Genomic DNA, 14,852 nt, shown 5'->3' with positions numbered 1-14,852 from the left:
GTTCTTGTTCTTCTGTGACTCGGCGGCGTCCATGTCCGCAGTGCGCCCGCCGGCCTTGTTCAGAAAAGGCACCGGCACCTTGGTCACATAGACGGCCACCGCCAGCGCGGCGCCCAGGCCCACGATGACGCCGACGATAAAGCCGATGATGGTCCCGCCCGTCTGTTGCTTTTTCATATTGGTAGTAACTGCTTACATTCTGGCTGGAGCCGACACGCCCAGCACGGCCAGGCCATTGTGCAATACCTGTGCCGTAGCAGCGACAAGGGCCAGACGCGCCTTCTTCACCACGTCGTCGTCCACCAGGATGCGCTCGGCATCGTAGTAGCTGTGGTAGCTGGCGGCCAAGTCACGCAGGTAGAAGGTCACGTCGTGCGGGGCCTCGCCGTCGGCGGCGGCCGTGAGCATCTCGGGGTACTTGGCCAGTTGCAGCATCAGCGCCTGGGCCTGCGGGCCTTCCAGGGCCGACAGGTCCACATCCTTGAGCGAAGCCACATCCGCACCGCCCGCCTCCTGCACAGACTCTTGCCAGGCGCGCAACACCGAGCAGATGCGGGCATGGGCGTACTGGACGTAGTACACCGGGTTGTCGTTGTTCTGCGCCACGGCCAGGTCCACGTCGAAGGTGTACTCGGTGTCGGGCTTGCGGCTCAAGAGGAAAAAGCGCACCGCGTCCTTGCTGGTCCACTCGATCAGGTCGCGCAGCGTGACATAGCTGCCCGCGCGCTTGCTGATCTTGACCTCTTCGCCGCCCTTGACCACACGCACCATGGTGTGCAGCACGTAGTCAGGGTAGCCCTGCGGAATGCCCACGTCAGCCGCCTGCAGCCCGGCGCGCACGCGGGCAATGGTGCCGTGGTGGTCCGTGCCCTGGATGTTGACGACCTTGGTGAAGCCGCGCTCCCACTTGGCGATGTGATAGGCCACATCGGGTACAAAGTAGGTGAAGGTGCCATCCTGCTTGCGCATGACGCGATCCTTGTCGTCGCCGTAGTCGGTGGACTTGAGCCACAACGCGCCGTCCTGCTCGTACGTCTTGCCGTTGGCGACGAGCTTGTTCACCGTGGCCTCGACGCGGCCGCTGGTGTACAGGCTGGACTCCAGGTAGTACTCGTCGAACTGGAGGTTGAACGCCTGCAGGTCCTTGTCCTGCTCATTGCGCAGGTAGGCCACAGCAAACTGGCGGATGTTGTCGTAGTCCTCGACGTCGCCATTGGCGGTGAACTCGCGGTCGTCGGCTTTCACGGTGGCCTTGGCCTTGAAGGCCTCGGCAATGTCTGCGATGTAGTCGCCGTTGTAGAAATTCTTGGCCAGCGGGTTCTCGCTGTCGGTGGGCCAGCAGTCGTCGCCCGGCTTGAAGCCCTTGGCGCGCAGCTGCGTGCTCTTGGTCAGCGTGTCGATCTGCACGCCCGCGTCGTTGTAATAGAACTCGCGGTGCACCTTCCAGCCCTGGGTGCTGAACAGGTTGCAGATCGCATCGCCCAAAGCGGCCTGGCGGCCATGGCCCACGTGCAGCGGGCCGGTGGGGTTGGCCGAGACGAACTCGACCAGCACCTGCTGGCCGTTGCTGGGCTGAAAGCCGAAGCGCTCGCCCGCGCCCAGCACCTCGCGCACCACCTCTTGCTTGGCAGCGGGCTTGAGGCGAATGTTCAGAAAACCGGGCCCGGCAATCTCGATGGCATCGACCCAGCGGGTGAATGCAGGCGTGGCTTCCAGGGCGGCCTTGAGCTGTTCGCCCAAAGCGCGCGGATTGAGCTTGAGCGGCTTGGCCAGCTGCATGGCCGCCGTGCAGGCAAAGTCGCCATGCGCCGCCACCTTGGGAGATTCAAAGGCTGCCTTGGCGCCAGCGCCGGGGGAGAGGGTGTCCAGCTCGGCCGCAAGCGCGGCCAGCAGATCGTGTTTGACAGAGAGCATCGGGGGATTTTACGGGCCGGGCCGCATCCGCCCCAGCAGACCAGCCGCGGGCACCCGCGCCCGCAGCCTAGTCCCTTGCCGGGCGCAGCCAGTACGCAACAGATTGTCAGGAATTCTTTCCACCCGTATCGCCGAGTCAGCCGGGCATGCTGCCGGTACGTTGTAATCGGGCAATCCGACGCAGGTTGCGTCTGATGCCACCTACCAACGGAGCCCCCATGAAGAAGCTTCTCACCCTGTCTGCCCTGAGCCTGGTCCTTTCGTTCGGTGCTGCGCACGCTGCCGACACCCCCGCCAAAGCGGCTGCCGCCGCGCCCGCTGCAGCGGCCTCTGCCACACCGGCGGCAGAGCCCACCAAGCAGCAGTCCAAGATGGCCACCTGCAACAAGGAGGCGGGCGACATGAAGGGCGACGAGCGCAAGGCCTTCATGAAAACCTGCCTGAGCAACAAGCCCGCAACACAACAAGACAAGATGAAGACCTGTAACGCCGACCCCAAAGCAAAGGCCCTCAAGGGCGATGAGCGCAAGGCCTTCATGAGCGAATGCCTGAAGAAGTAATGCAACCACACACCTTGCGCACTGCCATCGGGGCGCAAGAGTGAAAAAAGCCCGCAGACCTTTGGCCTGCGGGCTTTTGTTTTTTGAATGCCTGGGTTTACCAGCCCCGCGCCCAGAACACTGCAATCACAGCCACCACGGGCAGCACATGCGACTGGATCATCACCAGGCGGCGCACCCGCGCGACTTCCGGGGCCGATGGCAGGGCTCCGGTGCTGCGCAGATTCTGGCGCCAGCGACGAAACGCGATCGAAGGCACAAACGACAACAGGACCATGACCAGAACCAGGGTGATCTTGACATGAAACAGGGGCTGCGACAAATACCACGACGCGCCCTTGACCCCCCAGATCACCCGGGCCAAGCCACTGCCAATCATCACCGCCCCTGCCACGCCATAGATCACATCCAGCCTGGCCAGGCGCTCGACCACGGCGGCGTTGAGCCATTCGATGCGGCACAGCGCCGCCTGGCTCGACAAAAAGACCACAAAGGTCAGGATGGCCAGCAGGTGCAGGGCGGCCAGAACGGCTTCGAGGGTCATGGTCAGGTTCCTTGGGGCTCGGTTGCGCGTCGCGATTCCGACAGGCGATAAGGGAAGATCAGCCGCCATTGTCCATGGTGGGCCAAGGCGCACCCTGGCCAAAAAAAACGGCGCAGACCGTTGGGTCTGCGCCGTGCCGGGCGAAATCCAGCCAAACTGGCTGATCAGGCCACCGTGCGGGCCACCACGCCCACCGGCATTTCGGCTGGCACCACCGCTGCAGCGGCGCCCGACACCGCATCAGGCAGCGGGTGGCCGTTCAGTGCGGCATCCAGGCGTTCACGGTCCAGCGCGTTTTCCCAGCGCGACACCACCACCGTGGCCACAGCGTTGCCGACGAAGTTGGTCAAAGAGCGGCATTCGCTCATGAAGCGGTCCACACCCAGAATCAGCGCCATGCCAGCCACCGGCACTTCGGGCACCACGGCCAGCGTGGCGGCCAGGGTGATGAACCCAGCGCCCGTCACACCCGCCGCGCCCTTGGAGCTGAGCATCGCCACCAGCAACAACGCCACCTGGTGGCCCAGCGTCAGTTCGGTGTTGGTGGCCTGGGCGATGAACAGCGCCGCCAGCGTCATGTAGATGTTGGTGCCATCCAGGTTGAACGAGTAGCCCGTGGGCACAACGAGGCCCACCACCGATTTGCTGCAACCGGCCTTTTCCATCTTTTCCATCAGCGACGGCAGGGCGGATTCAGAAGACGAAGTTCCCAGTACCAGCATCAGCTCGGCCTTGAGGTAGCGGCACAGCTTGAACACCGAGAAGCCACACAGTCGCGCCACAAAACCCAGGATCACCACCACAAACAACAGCGAAGTGATGTAGAACGAGCCCACCAGCCAGGCCAGGTTGACGAGCGAGCCCAGGCCAAACTTGCCAATGGTGAACGCCATGGCGCCGAACGCACCGATCGGCGCGGCCTTCATCACGATGCCCACCACCTTGAAAACGGGCGTCGTCAGAGCGTCCAGGAAGTTCAGTACCGGGCGGCCCGCCTCCCCCACCATGGCCAGGCCAATGCCGAACAGCACGGCCACCAGCAGCACCTGCAGGATGTTGTCGCCCACAAAGGGGCTCACCAGCGTCTTGGGGATGATGTCCAGCGCAAAGCCGGTCAGCGTCATCTCGTGCGACTTGGCCACGTAGCCCTTGACGGCCGTCTGATCCAGGTCGGCCACATTGATGTTCATGCCCGCGCCGGGCTGCACCACGTTGGCCACCACCAGACCGACGACAAGCGCCAGTGTGGAGAAGAACAGGAAGTACGCCATGGCTTTGCCGAATACGCGGCCCACGGTAGAGAGCTGCGACATGCCCGCGATGCCGGTCACGATGGTCAGGAAGATCACCGGCGCGATGATCATCTTCACCAGCTTGATGAAGGCATCGCCCAGCGGTTTGAGCGCCTCGCCATAAGCGGGCTCAAAATGACCCAGCAACACGCCCAGGACGATGGCGAGCACCACCTGGAAGTACAGTTGCCGATAGAAAGGCAGCTTCAAGGTTGAGGCTGCTGGAGCGGAATGGTTGTGCATGGAACGGGTCTCCTGGTGTCACTGGACTGCACCACCGGGGTGCCTCCGGCGCGCGATAAGGGTGCCGTTTGTACCGCTGCACTTTGTTTCAGCCGATAACCTATTGGTATTAGTCGAGTGTGGCCCCAGAGGAGAATGCGCGCACCAAATCAGGGTAATCACCTAGTCGCCCGCCTGGTGCGGCACACTTCCACACGCACCAAAGTGGCTTTGCTGCCGCGTCAGAACCCCGCTTGATTGCCATGCCCACGCCCCGCCCCCGCCAGTTCTGGACGCTGCTCATCCTGCTTGCAGGCACGGTGGTCGGCATGTTCGTGGCTGGCCAGTGGGCCTGGCACCGGTCTTTGCTGGACGAAAGTGAGAGCGTGCAGCGCCAGCTGGCCCTGTATGCGCAGACGCTGGCCCAGCGCATTGACCGCTACCGCACCCTGCCCGAGGTGCTGGCGCTGGATGCCCAACTGCAAAGTGCACTGCAACGCCCACTGAGCCCCGCCGAGGTGGCACAGCTCAACCGCAAGCTGGAGCAGGCCAATGGCGCCAGCCAGTCCTCCACCCTCACCCTGCTCAACCGCGACGGCCTGGCCGTAGCCGCCAGCAATTGGCGCACGGCCACCAGCAATGTGGGCGTGGACTACAGCTTTCGCCCCTACGTGCAGCAAGCCCTGGCCCAGGGGCGCGGCAGCTTTTACGGCATTGGCGTGACCACGGGCGAGCCAGGCTACTTCCTGTCGCAGGCCATCCGGGATGAAACCGGCCACACCCTGGGGTTGGTGGCCATCAAAATCGCACTGCAGGAGCTGGAACGCGAATGGCTGCAAACGCCCGACATCGTGCTGGCCTCGGACGCACACGGCGTGGTCTTCCTGGCCAGCCAGGATGCCTGGCGCTACCGCCTGCTAGAGCCACTGGACGACGAAGAGCGCCGCGAGCTGAACACCACGCGGCAATACTCCGACCAGCCCCTGCGCCCACTCGACTACCGAGTGGACGACCGCATGGACAACGGTGGCCGCCTAGTGCGCGTGCGGCCCTCGCCCGACATGCCTGTCACGCCCGGCCGCATGCTGTGGCAAACCCAGCCGCTGCCCGGCACGCCGTGGCAACTGCACCTGGTGCACGCAACACACAGCAGCGTGGCCGATAGCCGCTGGGCTGCCGCAGCCGGGGGCGGAGGGTGGCTGGCCCTGTCGCTGCTGGTGCTGTTTGTGCGCCAGCGCCAACGGCTGGCGCGCCTGCGCCAGCGCAGCCGCCAGGAGCTGGAGACTGTGCTGCAGCAACACGCACAGGAGCTGCGCACCGCGCAAGACGGCATCGTGCAGGCAGCTCAGCAGGCCGCGCAGCGGACGGATACGGGCCTCTCCCGCAGCCTGGAGCACCTGCCCCAGGGCGTGGTCATCATCGATGCCGAGCTGAACCTGGTGGCCTGGAACTCGCGCTACGTGCAGCTGTTTCGCTACCCGACCGACCTGATGCAGGTGGGCCGCCCCATCGCAGACCTGATGCGCCACAACGCGCGCCGGGGTCTGCTGGGCCCGGGCCCGGTGGAAGACGCCATTGAACGCCGCCTGGCCTACCTGCGCAGCGGCACGCCCCACCTGCACGAGAGCGCCAAGGGCGACGGCACGGTGCTGGAGATCCGGGGCAACCCGCTGCCCGAGGGCGGTTTTGTGACCAGCTACGCCGACATCACCAGCTACAAAAACGCCGCACGCGAGCTCCGCTCGCTGGCCGATGCGCTGGAGCAGCGCGTGGCCGACCGCACCCGCGACCTGGACGCCGCACGGCGCGAGGCCGAGCAGGCCAACCGCTCCAAGACCCGCTTTGTCGCCGCCGCCGTGCATGACCTGCTTCAGCCCTTGAACGCCGCGCGCATGTTCACCTCGCTGCTGCGCAGCCATGTGCCAGGCGATGCCGAGCGGCACGCGGTGGACAGCATCGACGGCGCACTGGCCGCACAGGACGCAATCCTGAACAGCCTGCTCGACATATCGCGCATGGAATCGGGCCAGTTCGACGTGCACATCCACGACGTGGCGCTGGGCCCGCTGCTGCAGGTGCTGGGCCACAACTTCGGCGTGCTGGCCGAAAGCCAGGGGTTAAAGCTGCGCTGCGTGCCCACGCGTGCTGTGGTGCACTCCGATGAAAACCTGCTGCGCCGCATCCTGCAGAACTTTGTCTCCAACGCCATCCGCTACAGCCGGCACGGGCGCATCGTGGTGGGTTGCAGACGGGTGAAGCGGGAGGCCGGAGACCACCTGCGCATCGAAGTGCACGACCAGGGCCCCGGCATCCCCGAGGCACTGCAGCGCGAGATCTTCGAAGAATTCCGCCGCCTGGACGAAGGCCGCGCCGACGACCGGGGGGCAGGCCTGGGCCTGGCCATCGTCGAACGCCTGGGCCGACTGCTGGGCCACGAGATTGGCCTGCGCTCGCAACTGGGGCGCGGCAGCGTGTTCTGGGTGTGTGTGCCACTGGGCAACCCGGCCGCCGCGCCACAGCCAGACGCCACCCCCACCACCATTCAACAAGCCCCGCAAGAAGATGCTCCATTGCAAGGCGGCACCGCCTGGGTCATTGAGGACGATGCCCCCACCTGCGCTGCCACACAGGCCCTGCTGCAGCGCTGGGGCTGCCAGGTGCCTGTGGCGGGCGACGCCACCGAGGCCCTGGCCGCCGCCCAGCCCGGCCAAGCGCCGCAGCTCGTGCTGCTGGACGTGCACCTGGGCACGACTCACCATGGCCCCGATGTGTACGTCCAGCTGTGCGAGCGCTGGGGCCAGACCCCGGCCGTGATCCTGGTCACGGCCGAGCGCGACGCCACCCTGCGCCGCCAGGCCGCCGAGCGCGGCTGGGGCTTTCTGGCCAAGCCGGTGCGCGCCCCGGCGCTGCGGGCGTTGATGAGCCAAACGCTGCTGCGGCTGGGGGAAAGCAATAGGAGGTAGACATCTCTCACGGTGGGGACCCAGGGAACGCCAGGACAGAACCCCCAGGCACCTTGGTTACCATAAAGTACCGCGTCAGCACCTACACACCGAAGCGGAGGACGGAACGATGAGCGAAGCAATTCTGTATGCGATGGATGCCCCGCGTGCCAAAACCGCAGATGCAGCGGCAGACTTTGTGGAGAAATGGCAGGACAGCAAGAAGGCCCCCACCGCGCGCATCGCGGCCTTCTTCGAGCATCTATTGCAAACCTGTCCGACAGACGGCACCGGGAGCGCCATCTGGTACGAAGGCTTTGACCACAACCAGCCCACAGGGCCGGTGCTCGCCATGGCGCTCGAGCTGCGCGAGTTCAACACCGAGCGGCTGCAGCAGCTGCGAGCAATCGCCCAGGAACATGGCGTGCACATCTTCGACCCGGAAGGCCATGCGCTGTACCTCGCCGATGGCAGCGAAGCCCGAACGCTTGCGTTAACCACCCCGGAACCCGGCGCCCCCGTCCAATGCCCATCTGGCGTGCGCTTTGACGGCGTGTACGAGACGAAGCGGGAGAAGGGCTGGACCTACCTGTGCTTCACGGCCGACGGAAAGATCTTCTGGCAAAGCACCGGGGGCCGCTTCCAGGCCCGCGCTGCGATGGAGAGCTTTAGCACCGGCGACTCCTTCATTGTCAAAGGCACCTACAAACCTGGCGACAACGCGTTCAGCGCACGGCTCAAAGCCTCGTTTGGCGCGTTCAAGATGAACGGCGTGCTGAAGGACGACGGCTTGCACGTCCATTCGGAGCGCACCAACGGCAGCTACCCGTTCGACTCCGTGTACACGTTCCTTCCGCTATAGCACGCCATCGATTCGGATCTGTGCCACCCACTTGGCGCAGACACGCCCGGCCGCTCACGCGGTGGACTCTGTCTCCAGGCTTTTCACCAGCACCGCCGCCTGCGTGCGGCTGTAGCACGCGAGCTTTTTCAGAATGGCGGTGACATGCACCTTCACCGTGTTCTCGGCCAAGCCCAGCGTGGCCGCGATCTGTTTGTTCAGCAAACCATCGGCCAGGCAGAGCAGCACGCGGAACTGCTGGGGCGTGAGCTGCGCCAGCCGCGCGGCCAGCTCGGCGTCGGCCTCGGAGCGCTCAGCCGCCATGGGCGGGAACCAGCTGCCGCCGTCCAGCACGGCCTGGATGGCGTCGCCCATGGCCTCGGCGGGTGCGGACTTGGGAATGAAACCTGCCGCGCCAAACTGCTGCGCGCGGCGGATGACGCGGGGGTGGTCGTTGGACGAGATGATGACCACGGGCAGCTCGGGGTATTCGCCGCGCACATGCAGCAGGGCCGAAAAGCCGCGCGTGCCGGGCATGCTCAGATCCAGCAGCACCAGCTCGACCTCGGGGTGGTCTTGCAGGGCCTGGCCCAGCGTGGCGGCGCTGGCGGCCTCCAGCGTGCGGAACTGCGGCAGCCGCTCGCGCAGCACATGCAGCACGGCCGCACGGAAGAGCGGGTGGTCGTCAGCGACGAGGAGCGTGGGCGCGGAGGACATGGAGTGTTGTGCAGTCTGCCACGGGGCCATCAGCCGCCGGTCTGGGGGCCTTTCCAGAACGCCGGCTGCGCGTACTGGTGCTTGAGGTGCTCGATCCACAGCCGCACCCGCAGCGGCATGTGCTTGCGCTGCGGAAACACTACATAGATCCCGTTGGGCGGCGCGGCGAAATCGTGCAGCACCTCCACCAGCCGCCCTGCGGCAATCTCGGCCTCCACCTCCCAGGTGCTGCGCCAGGCGATGCCGTAGCCCGCCAGGCACCAGTCGTGCAGCACCTGCCCGTCCGAGCAATCAAGCGGCCCACCGGGCTTGAGGTGAATGACCTCGGCGCCCCCCCCCTCGAGCGGCATGCGGAACGCCCAGCCCCGTGTTTGGGATGCCTCGCTCGACAGTGTGAGGCAATCGTGCTGCACCAGCTCGCTGGGGTGGCGCGGCGTGCCGTGGCGCTGCAGGTATTCGGGCGTGGCCACGCACAGGCGGCGGTTGTCGGCAATGCGCACGCTCACGAGCGACGAGTCGGGCAGATCTCCCACGCGCACCGCGCAGTCAAAGCCTTCGCCCGCGAGGTCCACCACGCGGTCGCTGAGGTTGAGCGAGATGGTCACGTCCGGGTGCGCAGAGCGAAAGCGCGGCACCAGCGGCGCCACATGGCGGCGGCCAAAACCGGCGGGCGCGGTGATGCGCAGATGGCCCGTGGCCTTGACGCCGCCTTCGGACACGCTGGCCTCGGCATTGGCCACATCGGACAGCAGGCGCTGACAGTCTTCCAGAAACGCGCTGCCCTCGTGCGTGAGGCTGATGCGGCGCGTGGTGCGCACCAGAAGCTTGACGCCCAGGTGCTCTTCGAGCGCATCCAGCCGTCGCCCCATGATGGCGGGCGCCACGCCCTCGGCCTTGGCCGCCGCCGTGAGGCTGCCGCGCGTGGCCACCGATACAAAGGATTCGAAGGCCTTGAGTTTGTCCATGGGCGGTGATTATGGAGACATCCACGCTAGGGCCTGCGCCCGGCCTTGGTAGCGCGGCGGCCCCAAGTTACAGAGAAATTTGAAGCAAAAACAGACCCCTGCGCGCGACCATATTGCCTTGATAGCTATCATTAGTATAGCAATCAGATCAATCGGGACTTGAGGAACCCGACGGTGCCATAGCGCTTGACCTCGGCATAGTGGTCGCGCGTGAGGCCCTGCACCATGGCCGCGTAGGCGTCTGCCAGGTCGGGCGCGATGCTGAAGTGGTCGTAGTTCACGATCACACCCACGCGCTCGCCCTGTGCGGCAAGCGGAGCGAGCAGGCGGCGCACCTCCTGCTCGATGGCATCAATGGTGCTGGCGGCGTTGATCTGCAGGCCCGAGAAGTCGATGTGCAGCAGCTGGCGCGCAGCGTCGAGCTCAAAGCGCTGCACCAGCGGGCGGTTGAGCAACTGCTCGCGCAGGCCCAGCGGTCCGGGCTCGAACAGGCGCATGTCCATGGTCTGCAAACCCGGGCTGATGCGCGGCGTGAAGGACATGTGGGCGAGCACGTCGCGCTGCAGGTCAATGCCGGGCGCCAGCTCGATCAGCTCCAGCGCGCCGCCGCCCTCCGGACCGCCCGAGGGCACCAGGCGGAATACGCAGCGCTCGGTGACATACAACACGCGCTGGCCGCGCCGCAGTGCCTCGGCGCCGCTGAAGGTGCGGTGTTCCACCTCGCGCACCAGCTTGCGCGCGCCGCCTTCGTGCAGGATATGCAGGTGGCCATCCACCGCCTCGACCTGCAGCGCGCCTGCCGTGAAGGTGCCGACAAACACCACGGTCTTGGCGTTCTGACTGATGTTGATGAAGCCGCCCGCACCCGCCAGGCGCGGGCCGAACTTGCTCACGTTGAGGTTGCCGTGCTGGTCGGCCTGCGCCAGGCCCAGGATCGCGATGTCCAGGCCGCCGCCGTCGTAGAAGTCGAACTGATTGGGCTGGTCGATGATGGCCTGCGGGTTCACGGCCGCGCCAAAGTTCAGGCCGCCTGCGGGGATGCCGCCGATCACGCCGGGCTCGGCCGTGAGCGTGACGAGGTCGATGATGCGCTCTTCGGCCGCCACGTTGGCCACGCCCTCGGGCATGCCAATGCCCAAATTGACCACCTGGTGCGGACGCAGCTCCAGCGCCGCACGGCGGGCGATGATCTTGCGCTCGGTCAGCGGCATCGCCTCCAGAGTGTCCATGGGCACGCGCAGCTCGCCCGCAAACGCGGCGCTGTAGGGCTCGGCAAAGGTCTGGTGGTGGTGCGCGGGCTCGGTGGCAAGCACCACCGCGTCCACCAGCACACCGGGCACCTTCACCTGCCTGGGGTTGAGCGTGCCGCGCTCGGCGATGCGCTCGACCTGCGCAATGACCACACCGCCCGAGTTGCGCGCGGCCATGGCAATGGCCAGCGCTTCGAGCGTGAGCGCCTCGCGCTCCATGGTGAGGTTGCCATCCGCATCGGCCGTGGTCGCGCGGATGATGCCTACGTGGATGGGGAAAGCCTTGTAGAACAGGTAGTCCTGCCCGTCGATGGGCAGGATGCGCACCAGGTCTTCGGTGGTGCGCGCATTGAGCTTGCCGCCGCCGTGGCGCGGGTCCACAAAGGTGTCGAGGCCCACGCGCGTGAGCGTGCCGGGCTTTCCCGCAGCAATGTCGCGGAACAAATGCGTGATCACGCCCTGGGGCAGGTTCCAGGCCTCGATCTGGTTGTCCACCGCCAGCTTCTGGATGCGCGGCACCAGGCTCCAGTGCCCGCCGATCACGCGCTTGAGCAAGCCCACATGGCCCAGGTGGTTGAGGCCGCGCTGCTTGCCGTCGCCCTGGCCTGCGGCGTAGACCAGCGTGAGGTCGCGCGGGGTTTGCGTCGATTCCCAGCGCTGGGCCAGTGCCACGGCGATGCTCTCGGCAAAGCCGATGCCCACAAAGCCGCCCGTGGCCACGGTGTCGCCATCGTGGATGAGCTGCACCGCGTCGGCGGCGCTGACGATCTTGTTCTTGTAGGCAGCGTTCAGCGCGCCAGCGGACAGGGGTACCTGCATGGGTTTGTCTCCCGTTGGTGTGGTTGTGCGCGCAGCGTAGTGGCTATTGGGCGCCAGCACCACTACGGACGACTACGGATGGCGTGGGCGTCTGGACGGCAAAAGGAGCATCGGCTGCAACGCGCGCTAAACCGGTCTCGCGCGTTTCGCTTCGATGCCTTTTGCCGCCCAGACTCCCTGGCCCGCACACCGCACCACTTTTGCTTAAAAGTCACTGGTTTAGAGATTTTCAGCGTATTTATGTGTGCGGATATTTGCAATACAGTCTGTGCATCATCGCTTCGTAGCGGCTTTTTTTCTCTTTTTTCAGCGAGCCTTTCCATGACCGACCGCACCCAAGTCCACGGCCTGCAAGTGGCCACCTCCCTGTACCGCTTTGTCGAAGACAAGGTGCTGCCCGGCACGGGCGTGGGCAGCGAAGCGTTCTGGAAGGGCTTCGACGCCATCGTGGCCGACCTGGCCCCGCGCAACATCGCCCTGCTGGCCGAGCGCGACCGCCTGCAGACCGAGCTGGACACCTGGCACAAGGCCAACCCCGGCCCCATCAAGGACATGGTGGCCTACCGCAGCTTCCTCGAAAAGATCGGCTACCTGGTGCCCCAGCCCGCCGATGTGAAGGCCACCACCGCCAATGTGGACGACGAGCTGGCCACCCAGGCCGGCCCACAGCTGGTGGTGCCCATCCTGAACGCACGTTATGCACTGAACGCCGCCAACGCGCGTTGGGGCAGCCTGTATGACGCGCTGTATGGCACCGATGCCATCAGCGAAGAAGGCGGCGCTGAAAAGGGCAAAGGCTACAACCCCGTGCGCGGCGCCAAGGTGATCGCGTTTGCGCGCCAGGTGCTGGATGACACGGCGCCTTTGGCTGCAGGCTCGCACAAGGACTCGACGGGCTACAAAGTCGAAGGGGGCCAACTGGTCGTGTTGCTTGCCAACGGCAGCACCACGGGTCTGAAAGATGCATCGCAGTTCAAGGGCTACCAGGGCAATGCCGCTGCGCCTTCGTCGGTGCTGCTGCAGCACAACGGCTTGCACCTGGACATCCAGATCGACCGCAGCACGCCGATTGGCCAATCCGACGCAGCAGGCGTGAGCGACCTGGTGCTGGAAGCGGCCCTCTCCACCATCCTGGACCTGGAAGACTCCGTGGCTGCCGTGGACGCTGAGGACAAGGTGCTGGGCTACAGCAACTGGCTGGGCATCATCCAGGCCACGCTGACCGAGCAGGTCGCCAAGGGCGGCAAGACCTTCACACGCGGCCTGAACCCCGATCGCATCTACACCGCCCCCCAAGGCGGCGAAGTGCGCCTGCATGGCCGCTCGCTGATGTTCCTGCGCAATGTGGGCCACCTGATGACCAATCCGGCCATCCTGTGGACGGATGCGCAGGATCAGGTGCGCGAGATCCCCGAAGGCATCATGGATGCGGTGGTCACAACGGCTATCGCATTGCACGACCTGCAAGGCCATGGCGCGAACGGTATTCGCAACTCCCGCAAGGGCAGCGTCTACATCGTCAAGCCCAAGATGCACGGCCCCGCCGAAGTGGGCTTTGCTGCCGAGCTGTTCGGCCGCGTCGAGAAGCTGCTGGGCCTGTCCGACAGCACCGTCAAGCTGGGCATCATGGACGAAGAGCGTCGCACCTCCGTCAACCTCAAGGCCTGCATTGCCGCTGCCAGCAGCCGCGTGGCGTTCATCAACACCGGCTTCCTGGACCGCACGGGCGATGAAATGCACACCGCCATGCACGCTGGCCCCATGGTGCGCAAGGGCGACATGAAGACCAGCGCCTGGATCCAGTCGTACGAAAAGAACAACGTGCTGGTGGGCCTGAGCTGCGGCCTGCGCGGCAAGGCGCAGATCGGCAAGGGCATGTGGGCCATGCCTGACCTGATGGCCGAGATGCTCAAGCAGAAGATCGGCCACCCCAAGGCTGGCGCCAACACCGCCTGGGTGCCCAGCCCCACGGGTGCCACGCTGCACGCGCTGCACTACCACCAGGTGAAGGTCAGCGACATCCAGATCGAGCTGGAAAAGACCGATGTGAACGCCGAGCGCGACAACCTGCTGACCGGCCTGCTCACCGTGCCCGTGGCCGCCGCCCCGAACTGGAGCGACGCCGAGAAGCAGCAGGAGCTGGACAACAACGCACAAGGCATCTTGGGCTACGTGGTGCGCTGGGTGGACCAGGGCGTGGGCTGCTCCAAGGTGCCCGACATCCACAACGTGGGCCTGATGGAAGACCGCGCCACGCTGCGCATCAGCAGCCAGCACATGGCCAACTGGCTGCACCATGGTGTGGTGACCGAAGCCCAGGTGCGTGCCACGTTCGAGCGCATGGCAGCTGTGGTGGACGGCCAGAACGCGGGCGATCCGCTGTACCAGCCCATGGCCGGACACTTTGACACCAGCATGGCTTACAAGGCGGCCTGCGATCTGGTCTTCAAGGGCATGGAGCAGCCCAGCGGCTACACCGAGCCGCTGCTGCACGCCTGGCGCCTGAAGCTGAAGGCCGCACAAGCCGCCTGATACGGCGCCTGCGCAGGCGCGTGGTGAGCGCCCCGGTGGGCGCCATCGCGGTGCACCGCAGCCTATTGCTACTTATTTGATAGCTGCTTGCGCAATATCAACGCGCGCAGGCAGCTATTTTTATTGGTATTTCTGCCTCATCCGCTCACTGCGGCGCACCACAGCGCACGGAACCTCGCCTCGCTGGCTAGAGCGGGGTTGGGCAGCCCGGTAGCGAGGCCGCTTCATCCCGCGCACATCGCCGTACACTGGTC

10 protein-coding genes and 1 pseudogene are annotated in these 14,852 nt (G+C 65.6%); 4 read left to right on the top strand and 7 right to left on the bottom strand.

The annotated features are described in order from the left end of the window. A pseudogene (locus tag DBR12_RS22775) lies at positions 1 to 177 on the bottom strand (sporulation protein); the annotation flags it as partial. A gap of 15 nt (positions 178 to 192) precedes the next feature. Further along, positions 193 to 1,914 (bottom strand): arginine--tRNA ligase, encoded by a 1,722-nt coding sequence (argS, locus tag DBR12_RS11210; RefSeq protein ID WP_108617315.1) that lies wholly within the window; start codon positions 1,912 to 1,914, stop codon positions 193 to 195. Between the two features lie 218 nt (positions 1,915 to 2,132). On the opposite strand from argS, the gene DBR12_RS11205 reads away from it, so the two are divergent. Then, a complete protein-coding gene (locus DBR12_RS11205) occupies positions 2,133 to 2,474 on the top strand; it encodes a PsiF family protein (protein ID WP_108617314.1) in 342 nt (113 codons plus the stop codon). A gap of 97 nt (positions 2,475 to 2,571) precedes the next feature. Here DBR12_RS11205 and DBR12_RS11200 read toward each other — a convergent pair whose 3' ends face one another. After that, positions 2,572 to 3,018, bottom strand: a complete 447-nt coding sequence (locus DBR12_RS11200) for a DUF2214 family protein (protein ID WP_108617313.1) — start codon at positions 3,016 to 3,018, stop codon at positions 2,572 to 2,574. A 164-nt stretch (positions 3,019 to 3,182) separates the two neighbouring features. Beyond that, positions 3,183 to 4,553: a dicarboxylate/amino acid:cation symporter gene (locus DBR12_RS11195; RefSeq protein ID WP_108617312.1), complete on the bottom strand. Its 1,371-nt coding sequence runs from the start codon at positions 4,551 to 4,553 to the stop codon at positions 3,183 to 3,185. 242 nt (positions 4,554 to 4,795) lie between these two features. Between DBR12_RS11195 and DBR12_RS11190 the strand changes: the two genes are divergently transcribed. Both DBR12_RS11190 and DBR12_RS11185 read left to right on the top strand, forming a co-directional pair. Beyond that, on the top strand, positions 4,796 to 7,495 hold the full coding sequence (locus tag DBR12_RS11190) for a PAS-domain containing protein (protein WP_108617335.1): 2,700 nt from the start codon (positions 4,796 to 4,798) through the stop codon (positions 7,493 to 7,495). A 109-nt stretch (positions 7,496 to 7,604) separates the two neighbouring features. Then, positions 7,605 to 8,336: a hypothetical protein gene (locus tag DBR12_RS11185; protein ID WP_146185517.1), complete on the top strand. Its 732-nt coding sequence runs from the start codon at positions 7,605 to 7,607 to the stop codon at positions 8,334 to 8,336. A 54-nt stretch (positions 8,337 to 8,390) separates the two neighbouring features. Here DBR12_RS11185 and DBR12_RS11180 read toward each other — a convergent pair whose 3' ends face one another. The 3 genes from DBR12_RS11180 to DBR12_RS11170 form a co-directional block, all read right to left on the bottom strand. After that, positions 8,391 to 9,032 (bottom strand): response regulator transcription factor, encoded by a 642-nt coding sequence (locus DBR12_RS11180; RefSeq protein ID WP_108617334.1) that lies wholly within the window; start codon positions 9,030 to 9,032, stop codon positions 8,391 to 8,393. Positions 9,033 to 9,061: 29 nt separating this feature from the next. Further along, the gene (locus DBR12_RS11175; protein ID WP_108617310.1) at positions 9,062 to 9,997 is read right to left on the bottom strand and encodes a LysR family transcriptional regulator; all 936 of its coding nucleotides are present in this window, start codon (positions 9,995 to 9,997) and stop codon (positions 9,062 to 9,064) included. A 143-nt stretch (positions 9,998 to 10,140) separates the two neighbouring features. Beyond that, complete coding sequence (locus DBR12_RS11170) at positions 10,141 to 12,066, bottom strand: acyl CoA:acetate/3-ketoacid CoA transferase (protein ID WP_108617309.1); 1,926 nt, start codon at positions 12,064 to 12,066, stop codon at positions 10,141 to 10,143. A gap of 321 nt (positions 12,067 to 12,387) precedes the next feature. Here DBR12_RS11170 and DBR12_RS11165 point away from each other — a divergent pair, with 321 nt between their 5' ends. After that, positions 12,388 to 14,598, top strand: a complete 2,211-nt coding sequence (locus DBR12_RS11165) for a malate synthase G (protein ID WP_108617308.1) — start codon at positions 12,388 to 12,390, stop codon at positions 14,596 to 14,598. Positions 14,599 to 14,852 lie beyond the last annotated feature (254 nt).

The sequence above is a fragment of the Acidovorax sp. HMWF029 genome (assembly GCF_003060895.1).
GTDB lineage: Bacteria > Pseudomonadota > Gammaproteobacteria > Burkholderiales > Burkholderiaceae_C > Acidovorax.
Note: the sequence above shows the minus strand (reverse complement) of the source record. Positions and strands in the feature narration are given on the sequence as shown.

Excerpts from the sequence above, each read along its gene's own strand:
- argS (WP_108617315.1), bottom strand. The coding sequence starts at position 1,914 with ATGCTCTCTGTCAAACACGATCTGCTGGCCGCGCTTGCGGCCGAGCTG.
- DBR12_RS11205 (WP_108617314.1), top strand. The coding sequence starts at position 2,133 with ATGAAGAAGCTTCTCACCCTGTCTGCCCTGAGCCTGGTCCTTTCGTTC.
- DBR12_RS11200 (WP_108617313.1), bottom strand. The coding sequence starts at position 3,018 with ATGACCCTCGAAGCCGTTCTGGCCGCCCTGCACCTGCTGGCCATCCTG.
- DBR12_RS11195 (WP_108617312.1), bottom strand. The coding sequence starts at position 4,553 with ATGCACAACCATTCCGCTCCAGCAGCCTCAACCTTGAAGCTGCCTTTC.
- DBR12_RS11190 (WP_108617335.1), top strand. The coding sequence starts at position 4,796 with ATGCCCACGCCCCGCCCCCGCCAGTTCTGGACGCTGCTCATCCTGCTT.
- DBR12_RS11185 (WP_146185517.1), top strand. The coding sequence starts at position 7,605 with ATGAGCGAAGCAATTCTGTATGCGATGGATGCCCCGCGTGCCAAAACC.
- DBR12_RS11180 (WP_108617334.1), bottom strand. The coding sequence starts at position 9,032 with ATGTCCTCCGCGCCCACGCTCCTCGTCGCTGACGACCACCCGCTCTTC.
- DBR12_RS11175 (WP_108617310.1), bottom strand. The coding sequence starts at position 9,997 with ATGGACAAACTCAAGGCCTTCGAATCCTTTGTATCGGTGGCCACGCGC.
- DBR12_RS11170 (WP_108617309.1), bottom strand. The coding sequence starts at position 12,066 with ATGCAGGTACCCCTGTCCGCTGGCGCGCTGAACGCTGCCTACAAGAAC.
- DBR12_RS11165 (WP_108617308.1), top strand. The coding sequence starts at position 12,388 with ATGACCGACCGCACCCAAGTCCACGGCCTGCAAGTGGCCACCTCCCTG.